The 12,160-nt window shown below is 46.3% G+C and carries 4 protein-coding genes; all 4 read left to right on the top strand.

What is annotated here, in order from left to right; translation table 11 throughout:
- The first annotated feature begins 120 nt into the window (after positions 1–120).
- The 4 genes from ACDJ58_RS11915 to ACDJ58_RS11930 all read left to right on the top strand — a co-directional run bounded on the left by ACDJ58_RS11915 (position 121) and on the right by ACDJ58_RS11930 (position 12,157).
- On the top strand, positions 121–7,611 hold the full coding sequence (locus tag ACDJ58_RS11915; protein WP_413378116.1) for a fibronectin type III domain-containing protein: 7,491 nt from the start codon (positions 121–123) through the stop codon (positions 7,609–7,611).
- 159 nt (positions 7,612–7,770) lie between these two features.
- Positions 7,771–8,481, top strand: coding sequence for a trehalose operon repressor (gene treR / locus ACDJ58_RS11920; RefSeq protein WP_413379626.1), 711 nt, complete (start codon positions 7,771–7,773; stop codon positions 8,479–8,481).
- A gap of 433 nt (positions 8,482–8,914) precedes the next feature.
- A complete protein-coding gene (locus ACDJ58_RS11925; RefSeq protein WP_413379628.1) occupies positions 8,915–9,847 on the top strand; it encodes a glycoside hydrolase family 5 protein in 933 nt (310 codons plus the stop codon).
- A gap of 240 nt (positions 9,848–10,087) precedes the next feature.
- Positions 10,088–12,157, top strand: a complete 2,070-nt coding sequence (locus ACDJ58_RS11930) for a bifunctional aldolase/short-chain dehydrogenase (protein ID WP_413378118.1) — start codon at positions 10,088–10,090, stop codon at positions 12,155–12,157.
- Positions 12,158–12,160: the final 3 nt, after the last annotated feature.

Here is a 12,160-nt window from a genome sequence, read left to right on the forward strand (position 1 = left end):
TTATTCGAATCGTTATAATCAAGAAAAAATGACACTTGTTAGGGGAGGCACCCCAACAGAGGACTTTGTTCCTTTGTTGGGGTGCCTCCTTTTTTGGTGTGCAGAAAAGGAGAGCAGACGTTGAAGAAATCTGAGAAACGTATTAAAAAGCAGGCCGAGCAGCTTACCAAAGTGGTACTTGCATTTGCTCTGCTGTCACCCCAAGCCTTGCTGGTCGAATGGGGTTCAACGGCCATTATGGCTGAAGCTGTGGAAACCATCAGTATTGTATCCGATACTTCCAGCATGAAGGCTGTTCAATCCTCCAAGGTGAAAGTGGAGATGAATAGTGATGGCAAATATAGAATTGTGTTGCTTCCTAATACAAACGTATTCTACGGTGGCGATACCGGGAATGTATCCACCATTATTGATCATAACGGAACGCCCGTTAATTTTAAGTCGCTGCCCCTTAATTATTATCGAATCAATAACAATGTAATCGAAATGTCCAGGCAGAAAGACAATGTAGAGTATATTTTGCGCGTGTCCATCGTTAATGCTACATCTCAGGGCGGTTATATGAAGGTGGAGCTGGAGGCTGTTAACCGCAGCGGCTCTACACTCAATCTGGGAGGTACGTTCTATTGGGATACGATGGTGAATGGCAACGATGCTTCTCCGTTTGAAGTGATTGAGAACGGCTGGCGCAATTACAGTGGAGGTGTTCAGGTAACCGCTTTTTATGCCAACACGTATAACGTTGTGGACGCAGATCGCATTTTTATGGGGCAGTACAATAGCCCGGACAATGCACAGCTGACAGGTGGATCTTCTCCATCTTCCTTTACGCCAGGGCAGACCGTTACTGCAACGGATACCGCTGCGCAGTTCTGGTGGAACGGCAAAGCAACCGCGAACCAGGCTTCACGCAAATTTTCGACGATCGTGGGGATTGGTCCCAAAAATGCACCGCCTTCATTTGCACTTTCGGCTCCCTCTTCGGGCCAGACCTATTACAAAGGAGAACAGCTTCAAATTTCCGGTACAACCCGGGATACGGATGTGGGAGATCTTCTGACTGTCAAATGGTCAATCGACGGAGGCTCTGAAAATATTTTGACACAGATGACGGCTACAGGTTCCAATCAGTCATTTAATACGAATTACACATTGCCGGATACGCTCGTAGATGGCGCACATACGTTGCAGGTGTGGGTTATGGATGACAAGGGGGGAGTCTCCTCAGCGGGCACTGTCAACTTCACGGTGAAAAGTTTCGTTGTTCCGGGAACGCCGACATTTACATTAGTTAACAATAATAATCTGACGGTGAACTGGGACAAGAAGGCAAATGATGCTTCCGTTACGTATGAACTGAAAAATGTAACGACGAATCAGAGCTTCGATACTGGTACATCAAATAGTCGGCAGGTGACCGGGCTTACACCGAATACCCAATATTCTTTTGCCGTGCGCGCCAAAAATTCGGTCGGTTCGTATACAGGGTATTCAAGTCCAAGTAGCAAATTTACACTAGCAAATGCACCTAGCGATGCAGCTGTGAGCCAGTCGGGTAACTCCGTTACGGCTAGTTGGAACAATAATGGAAATCCTGCGGGAACGAATTACAAAACAGAAATACGTAACTCAGTCGGACAAGTGCTTGCATCGGGTACAACTTCATCAACTCGGACTGAACTTGCGTTAACTGGACTTGCAGACGGATTGTATAACGTATATGTAGCGGCACTGAATGGAGAAGGCATACAGACTGCATTTACCTCTGCAGGTCAGATCACAAAGGACACAACTGGTCCCACCACTCCCTCTATAGCAGTCAATCCTTCTTCTTGGACCAAGGAAGATGTCCTGGTTACGATTACAGCAGGCACGGATGCCTTAAGTGGTGTACAGAAGACTGAGTACAAGCTGGGGATTGGGGGAGAATGGAAGGAATACACTGCTCCCATTACGGTTGCTTCTGAAGGAAACACACTCATTATTGCACGAAGTATAGATGCATTCGGCAATACAGGACAGGAGGCTTCTGTTACAGCGCGAGTGGACCGTACAGCTCCGACACCTCCCGTCATCTCGTTAAATCCTACGGAGTGGACCCATTCGGCAGTAACGGTGACGTTAACGGCAGGTACGGATGAAGCAAGTGGAGTGGGTCTTACGCAATATAGGCTTGGAAGTGAAGGAACTTGGGTCGATTATCGAGAGCCATTTACCATCAATACGGAAGGAATAACCGAGATTCAGGCGCGAAGTGTGGATCGGGCCTCTAATGTCAGTGCGTCAACTTCAGCCACTGCCCGGATCGACAAGACAGGGCCTGATGAGCCAAAGATTACACTCAGTGATGATGAATGGACGAATCAGGATGTATCCTTTGAAATAACCAGCGGTGAAGATACAGGCAGTGGACTTGCCAAAAGCCAATATCGTCTAAACGAACAAGGCCCCTGGATCGATTACACTGGAGAAGTGAAGGTTACCGAAGAAGGACAAACCACAGTATATGCGCGCTCGCTTGACCGGGTAGGGAATGTAAGTACTGTTGCAAAAGCAATCATTCGATTGGATAAGACCGCTCCAACAGAACCGGTTATTACATTAAGTCAGTCCGGCTGGAGCAAGGAAGCTGTACAATTTACGATTGTTGGCAGCGTAGATGAACATGCCATTTCGTATGAATATAGTTTGAATGGTGCCCCGTATATTCCAGGAAACTCAGGCACAGTGAGTTCAAACGGTCCCAATGTAATTCGAGCCAGAGCGAGAGACGCTGTCGGAAACGTTAGCAAGGAGATCAGTCGTACGGCTTATGTCGATCAGGTTGCTCCAACGATTACATTAACACCGAATGGACAAGGTTGGAGTGACACTAATATATCTGCTACCGTTCAATATGAAGATTCTGATTCGGGTATCAATGAGAATTCGCGATTGTACAGTGTGACCAACAGTACCGCATCGCCAGACAACTGGAATGAAGCCCGCTCGAATGAGCCTGTAATTTCAATTGAATCCGAAGGCATTTGGTATATCCATGCCAAAACAATGGATATGGCAGGGAATACATATGAGACCGTATCAGCCCCTTATCAGATCCAGCACAAGCCACAGCAACCGGGAAATGCGAGCATTACACAGATCAGTGAGACTTCGGCAGAACTTACGTGGGATTTGCCCACAGGAGAATGGTATACCGACGGGTATCAGTATGAAATTATAAACCATACGACAGGCCAGTCTTGGACACTGGATTATCCTAAACATACGCTCATTGATCATTCCCTAAGTGGTGGGCAAGTCTATGATTACGAAGTGAGGGTTCGAAACCATACTGGTATAAGTGATGCATTAACTGTCCGTGTACTGACAATCCCTGCGGCACCGGGATCATTACAAGTTCGAAAAGTCGATTCCCAGCCTGAGCTGGCAGAATTGCATTTCGATCCGGTTCAAGGTGCTAATGCGTACCGTATCACGGCTGCAACTTCGGATGGAAGAATTGTTTTTGATCAGACGATCTCCGATTCTTCCAATATTCCGTACATTACCAATCTGGTCCCGGGGAGCATTCATACGATTTCGGTCACAGCTCTGAATGAGAGTGGTGCAGGAGAAAGTAGCAGGGCGGGATTCCTGACATTGCCTGCAGCACCCGGTGAATTTGCGGCAGTGCAGATTCGGGAGCATGAGATCTCTCTGGCATGGGAGACGGTAACTTCAGCCACGTATTACAGCCTTTCACGCAGTGGAGCAGGAGTCTACGAAGGATTGGAAACGGAGTATGTGGACGCAGGTCTGGATAGTGGAACAGAGTATAGCTATGAATTGCTGGCCGCAAACGAGACAGGAGAAGGTCCGGTAACAAGTTTGCAGAAGCTGCTGACATTGCCGGGGGCCATTGAAAGCTTGAGTATAGATAATGCTACAACAACGAGCATGCATCTCAGTTGGGATCCTGTAAGAGGCGCGGAGCGATACGAAGTCTTTGTGAATGGGGAGAAGCGGGAGACGCTGCTTGCTGGAACTCATGAATATCTGCTAACGGGATTGACTGCGGGAACGTTGGTTCAGGTGGACGTTCAGGCAGGCAATGGAAGTGGACAAGGTCAATCCAATCGAGTATCTGGAACGACGCTTCCCGAGAGTCCTTCAGGTCTTCACTTTGTTCAGCCGACTGAAACGGGAGCAATACTCAGATGGGATGCAGTCCCCGGCGCGACGAAGTACCGGGTCGTTCTTGAGGATCAGACTTATGAGATATCAGATACACAGCTTGAAGTCCATCAGTTATCAGGCAGCCGCCACTATACGTATCAGGTGGAGGCCGGAAATGCTGCCGGTTACGGTGCACCCACAAGTGGTGAACTGCTTACTTTGCCAACCAGACCTGAAGGACTCACAGTAACACGTACGGATGAAACGAGTATTGGGGTGGAATGGGAATCTGTAAATACAGCCGAATCCTATATTGTGAGTATCAATGGGACCGAAATGGGTCGAACTTCTGGACTTGCCTATACGGCTGAAGAATTGTCGCCAGGCATGGAGTATTTAGTGGAAGTACAGGCCGTGAACACTTCTGGAGTCGGTCGGTCCGCCAGCTTGATTCGATTATCCAAACCAGCATCGCCTTCAGAAATCGTAGTTGAACCAGGGGTACATAACGCCAACTTGTCATGGGCCTCGGTAGCAGGTGCCTCGGAGTATGTAATTCAACAGGGGAACAAAGAGATTTACCGTGGAACAGAGCTGACGACCCTTATTTCAGGACTTGAGGATGGAACGATGCAACATTACACTTTTGTTGCAGTTAACAGACAAGGGACCCGATCCGAAGCGACGAATGTATCTGTATTGACATTGCCTGAGAAACCAGCTGAGATTAAGGCATTGGAAGTGTCGGAAAACAGTCTTAGTCTGGATTTTACCAAAACAGGGGTAAAGGGTGCAGACACATACATCATTGAACGCAATGGGCGAGAGATTGCTCGCATGGATGCGAGCGAAACCCGATTCGTAGATGAGAATTTGTCGCCAGGTACGAAATATACGTATAAGATCCGGGCGGTTAATGCAAGTGGTTCGGGTGCTTCCCTTACCTATGGAATAACAACTCAAACCCTGCCACTATCCTCAGATGGGATTGCAGTGATCAAGGGAACGCACGCGTTTGATCTGGCGTGGGAAGCAGTAAAGGGAGCCGCCGCATATGAAATACGCAATCAGACAACGGGGGAAGTACAGACCGTGTCCGAACCATTGGTCCATCTCGCCAGTTTATTGGATGGCACAACGTATGCGTTTGAACTTACAGTTATGAATGAGGATGGTCACCGTTCTTCTCCTGTTCAGGTTCTTTTGTTGACCAAACCCATATCCCCACAAACAGCAAGTATTGCTGTGGTAACCGATCAATCGGCAACGCTGGATCTGAGTGGCAGCGCCACACGAGGCGCAGAACAATTGATCATTTTGCGAGATGGTATTGAAATTGACCGTATTCCGGCTGACAGTATCTCTTATGAGGACAAGAATTTGACGCCGGGGGAGAAATATACCTATACGGTTAAGACTTCGAATGCTTCTGGCGATAGCGATATGGGATTTGATGTTCAATTACGTATGCTGCCTGCAACAATCACGGAAACGCTGCATCCAGATGTGATTGAAGAGACGGAGGTAGTGATTAAGTGGAAAAAGGTTCAAGGGGCAGAGGGTTACATTGTAATGATAGCCGATGATGAATTCACAACAATTACAGATAGTGACTTAACTTTGGTTACACTTAATGGACTTACCAGCGCAACTCAATATGATCAAGTACAGATGGTTCCTTATAATACGGCGGGTAAAGGAAGTCCAATGGTCGTTGCTCCATTTTTCACGCTGCCTCATGTCGATTCTGTTGAGATGAAGCTATATCCGGAGACGGATCATGCCAGACTGGAGTGGGAGTTCCCTTATCTCAACGAAACGTTTGTGGTTATGATGGATGGTATTGAGCTGTATAGAGGCAAACAAAAAGAGTATATCGTTAATGAGCTGCAGGGCGGAACGAACTACTCCATTGAACTTTATACCGAGAACGAGCAGGGGGATACATCACATAAGCTTGAGTATACGCTGTTAACCAAACCGGAAGCTCCCAAGCAAGTGGAATATCGTTCGACACAGGATAGCATACAACTTCAGTTCGAAAAGAGCCTTGTAAAGGGGGCTAAGCAATTCATCATTGAACGTGACGGTGCGGAGATCGGCCGAGTGTCTGTTGACGAGCCTTATTACGAAGATCAGGGGCTTGAGCCTGGTGTAAATTATGTCTATACCATCAAATCCGTTAATGCTTCCGGTAAGAGCGAGATCGGTTTCGATTTAAATGCAGTAACACTGCCTGGCAAAATTCCTTCTCCACCTCAGGTGGAAGAACGCGCTCAGCATGGTGCAGATATTGTATGGGATATGATTCCTGGGGCAGCAGGCTATCGCATCTATCAGGAAGACGAGTTGATTGCGACTACAATGGAAACGGCGATACATGTGACTGAATTGGAAAGTGCCCAGCGCTATTCCGACTTTTCTATTGTGCCTTTCAATGAGGCGGGAGACGGAGAGACAGTTAATGTACCCGAGTTCGAGACATTGCCATCAGAAGAATTCACCATTACAGCGATCTCCCAGAGCACAAGCAGCATTGCGTTGAGCTGGAGGCTGGAATCTTTGAATGAAACGATCGTGCTTTCTAGTAGTGGGCGGGAGATTTATCGCGGAAAGGATCGAAGCTACATATGGACAGGACTAGCGGGTGGGCAGCGCTATGATGTCATATTGTGGACTGAAAATTCAGCCGGGGAAAAAAGTGAAAGCCAGCAGGCCACTGCCGTGACTCTGCCATATCCACCTCCAAGCGGAAGTGGAGCTGGTTCATCTGCACCTTCCTCTAAACCGGAGGATGTTCAGTCTGGAGTGTCTCCAGCTGATCAAAATGATAAAGTGGAAACAACAGCCAAGAAAGAGGTTAAGTTCATTGATATTGGTCAAACATTCAATAAAGATCAGATTATATGGCTGGCAGAGCAAAACATCATTCAAGGTGTGAGTGAAACCCGTTTCGAACCCCGTCGTCCCATTACAAGAGCTGAGTTCACAGCACTTATTGTGCGATTAATGGGTCTGGATACATCTGCCGATTATCAGCATGCTTTTCGGGATGTGAACGATCAGGATTGGTTTGCTCCTGAGATCGAAGCAGCCGTAAGCCGTGGTATGGTACATGGTATGGGGAATGGTAAATTTGCTCCTTATGCGTTGGTAACCCGGGAACAGGCATCGAAGATCATTGCCAATGTAATTCGCAAAATCAAGCCGGAACCCGCAACTTTACGTCGTGCTTTTACTGATCAGATGGATGTGTCCGATTGGGCCAAAGAGGAGGTTGAAGAGCTTGCTGGAATGTACATGCTTACCGGGTACGAAGACGGCAGTTTCCGTCCCATGCAGCATCTGAGCAGATCTGAGGCCGCAGCCCTGATCTTCCGACTGAACAAACTGATCCGTATTATAGAAGAAGGGTCAAACTATGGACGACAACGAAACGGGTATAGATGCTGAGACTAAGACGTCAAAATCGGATTGAAAGACTTAGATTGAATCACATAGAAATTCATCATTTCATCATCCTCAGTAGCCACATTATCCGTTATTCGACTTTTAATGTTATAATAGGTTGCCAATATGATAAAAAAGGGTAATGGACAGTGGTGATGAATGATGAATAATAAATTTATCCGAATCTATGAAGATATTGCAGCTCGTATTCGGACTGGAGAAATTGAAGCAGGTACGTTGCTTCCCTCGGAACTGGATTTATCGGAAAGTTATCAAACGTCCAGAGAGACGATTCGCAAAGCGCTGAAAATGCTGTCTGAAGAAGGTTATATTCAGAAAATTCAAGGTAAGGGCTCCATTGTATTGGATATACGTAAAATTGATTTTCCTATTTCGGGCCTCGTTAGCTTCAAGGAACTGGCTAAAAAAATGGGACATCGGGCCAAAACGTACGTTAAGGTGTTTGAAGAAAAAAAGGTTGATCAAGCCTTGTTCAAGAAAATCAATTTTGGTCTGAATGAAAAGGTCTGGGAGATCAGACGTGTGCGCAAAGTGGATGGCGAATATGTCATTCTGGATAAGGACCATATAAGCCAGAGGCTTATTCCCGGTTTGAGCAAGGACATATGTAATGACTCCATCTTCGAGTACATTGAGGAAGAGCTCGGGCTGACCATCTCTTTTGCCAAAAAGGAAATTTTGGTGGAGGAGCCTACCGCTGAGGATAGGGAATTGCTTGATCTTGAAGGGTTCCACAATGTAGTTGTGGTTAGGAGCCAGGTTTACCTGGAGGATGCCAGTCAATTCCAGTTCACAGAGGCAAGGCATCGCCCGGACAAGTTCAGATTTGTGGACTTTGCCCGGCGCAGATGATATTCATTGACCATCCATATGAAACAGAGAGTACCTATTCACTTCTTTTAGGGGTGAAACGAGGTGCTCTCTTTGTTTTGAAAACGATTTGAAGTGTTTAGGGGGTCGATTGCCAAATAGGGAGTGTGTTGATGGGGGAGGTAGCGAGTACAAAATAAATTCCTTATCATGGTAAAAATAACTTGACCAGTAAGCGTTTTCATTTTATTATATGTCCATAACCTTAACGATAAGGTAAATAGAATTAAAATATTCATCTTTATGTAAAGTTATTTGTTGATTTTAATAACCTTATTTATTATGAGTTACTCTTGATTTTAGTTAACTTATTGCCTTGAGCAGGGTTAATTGAAATAAATAAAAAAAATGTAGGAGGTTCTAGCGAATGGTCAAGTTGCAAAAGTGTACAGTCTTTACCGTAATAGCTGCACTTATGTTGGTGATTCTGGGGAGTGCTGCACCCAAAGCGTCTGCTGCTACAGGATTTTATGTAAGCGGAGGCAAATTGTACGATTCCACTGGCAAGGCATTTGTTATGAGAGGTGTCAATCATGGACATTCATGGTTTAAGAACGACCTGAACACAGCTATTCCTGCAATTGCCAAAACAGGTGCCAACACCGTACGGATTGTGCTCTCCAATGGCGTGCAGTACACCAAAGACGATCTGAACTCTGTTAAAAACATCATTAATGTTGTAAGCGTAAACAAAATGATTGCGGTGCTCGAAGTACATGATGCAACAGGTAAGGATGACTATAATTCGTTGGATGCAGCGGTGAACTACTGGATTAGCATCAAGGAAGCACTCATTGGCAAAGAAGACAGAGTTATCGTAAATATCGCGAACGAATGGTATGGAACATGGAATGGCAGTGCCTGGGCTGACGGGTACAAAAAAGCGATTCCGAAGCTGAGAAATGCTGGTATTAACAATGCATTGATCGTGGATGCAGCGGGCTGGGGGCAGTACCCGCAATCCATCGTGGACTATGGACAAAGTGTATTTGCAGCGGATTCACAGAAAAACACCGTATTCTCGATTCACATGTATGAATATGCCGGTAAAGATGCTGCAACAGTTAAATCCAACATGGAAAGCGTATTGAACAAAGGACTTGCCCTGATCATCGGTGAGTTCGGTGGATACCACACGAACGGTGACGTCGATGAATATGCGATCATGAAATATGGTCAGGAAAAAGGCGTAGGCTGGCTCGCATGGTCTTGGTATGGCAACAGCTCCGATTTGAACTATTTGGATTTGGCTACGGGTCCTAACGGAAGTTTGACAAGCTTTGGAAACACGGTTGTCAACGACACTTATGGAATTAAAAATACTTCAAAAAAAGCAGGGATCTACTAGGGTCTAGCTTTGCTAAAATGATTCATCTACTCAACTAGTGACATTAAGCTTGTTGTGACCACAAAATCTCTTCCAAACACTCTGACCAACACGTCAGGGTGTTTTTTATTGAAAGAAAAATCATCAAAACAGAATTCTTTTGAATTTTTCCGTTTATATTTAAAATCTTTTGTTTTCAAAACAAAACAAAGATGATAAACTCTGATTAGGAATAAAACAAACATTATCGGAGGGGAACAAATGGTACAGAGTTTATGGAATTCATCACAGGCTTCGGAGAAAACAACCGGACTGGAGCAACTGGTCTACCGATCCAATCTGATTGGGTCAGATCGCCGTGTATGTAACATTTTCGGAGGCAACACGTCTACCAAAACGACGGTGAAAGATTTTCGCGGCCGTGATATAGAAGTGATGTATGTAAAAGGCAGTGGATCTGACCTGGCTTCCATGCAGGCGAAGCATTTTACAGGCCTTGGACTTGAAGACATTCGTCCATTAATCGAACGTGAATCCATGTCTGATGAAGAGATGGTCGAATATCTGGGACATTGCATGATCGATTCCAAGCATCCGCGTGCATCCATTGAGACATTGCTGCATGCATTCCTTCCATATAAACATGTGGACCATACCCATCCGGATGCGATTATTAGTTTGTGTTGTGCAGATAACGGAAAAGAACTGGCGAAAGAGATTTACGGGGATCGATTTGTATGGGTTCCTTATGTGCGTCCCGGATTCACACTATCCAAGATGATTGCTGAAAGCGTATTCTCGAATCCCAATGCCGAACTGGTTCTGATGGAAAAACACGGACTTGTGACTTGGGGAGAAACATCGGAAGAATGTTACGAGCAGACGATCAAAATTATTAATGAAGCGGAAGCCTTCATTGAAGCACGTGTTGACGAAGGAAACCTGTTTGGCGGAGAGAAGCATCCTGCGTTTGAGGCAGAAGTTCGTCGCCAGATCGTATCCAAAGTAATGCCGACCATTCGGGGAGCGGTATCGGATAGCAAAAAAATGATTTTGTCCTTTGACGATCAGGAGGATGTGCTTGCCTTTGTTGGTGGAGTGGATTCGCTGAAGCTGTCACAGGTAGGCGCGGCGTGCCCGGATCATTTGGTGCATACCAAAGTGGTACCTCTATTCATCGATTGGACACCGGACGCGGAGGATATTGAAGGGCTGAAATCCAAGCTGGTGGAAGGCGTGGCCGCCTACAAAGAACAGTATCAACAATATTTTGAGAGCAACAAAAATGATGGTGACGTGATGTTCGAAGCTGCACCTCGCGTCATTCTTATCCCAGGTGTGGGCATGATCAACACAGGCAAGAGCTGGGCACTGTCCCAGGTAAGCGGGGCATTGTATCATAGAGCCATTGCCGTGATGCGCGGTGCGACTAATCTGGGCCAATTCGTATCCCTCAGCGCCAATGAATCCTACAATGTAGAGTACTGGCCGCTTGAGCTTTACAAATTATCGCTGGCTCCGGCGGAGACTGAGTTTTCTCGCAAAGTGGCGTTTATTACCGGTGGTGCCGGTGGAATTGGAAGTGAAACCGCACGCAGATTGGTATCTGAAGGGGCACATGTCGTTCTCGCGGACCTCAACCTTGAAGGTGCACAGAAGGTAGCTCAGGAAATTAACGACCAATATGGTGCCAATCGTGCATATGCATTGAAGATGGATGTGACTGATGAGGAAGCCGTGCAATCTGCGTATGCCGAAGTTGCCGTACAATATGGCGGCGTGGATATTATCGTGAACAATGCAGGCCTGGCCACCTCGAGTCCATTCGACGAAACATCGTTAAAAGAATGGAACTTGAACATGAATGTGCTGGGTACAGGGTACTTCCTCGTGGCACGCGAAGCCTTCAAGCTGATGAAACAACAGGGGATTGGCGGCAGTATGATATTTATCGGGTCCAAAAACTCGGTATATGCGGGTAAAAGCGCCTCAGCTTACAGTTCAGCCAAAGCACTTGAGGCTCATTTGGCCCGCTGCATCGCGGCTGAAGGGGGGGAATACGGCATTCGTGTAAATACGATTCTCCCGGATGCTATCCTGCAAGGTTCTGCGATCTGGAACGGTTCATGGAGAAATGAACGTGCAGCGGCCTATGGTATCGAACCGGATCAACTGGAAGAGTACTATCGCAAACGTACAACTTTGCTCGTCAATATTTATCCAAGAGATATTGCGGAAGGCATCGCCTTTTTTGCCTCTTCCAAATCGGAAAAAACAACCGGATGTATGATGACGATTGACGGCGGTGTGCCAGCAGCATTTACACGATAATAA

It is taken from the genome of Paenibacillus taichungensis, assembly GCF_047302525.1.
Classification (GTDB): Bacteria; Bacillota; Bacilli; order Paenibacillales; family Paenibacillaceae; genus Paenibacillus; species Paenibacillus taichungensis_B.

What these genes read in the sequence shown, in the direction of transcription:
- ACDJ58_RS11925 (WP_413379628.1), top strand. Translation starts at nt 8,915, where the DNA reads ATGTTGGTGATTCTGGGGAGTGCTGCACCCAAAGCGTCTGCTGCTACA.
- treR (WP_413379626.1), top strand. Translation starts at nt 7,771, where the DNA reads ATGAATAATAAATTTATCCGAATCTATGAAGATATTGCAGCTCGTATT.
- ACDJ58_RS11930 (WP_413378118.1), top strand. Translation starts at nt 10,088, where the DNA reads ATGGTACAGAGTTTATGGAATTCATCACAGGCTTCGGAGAAAACAACC.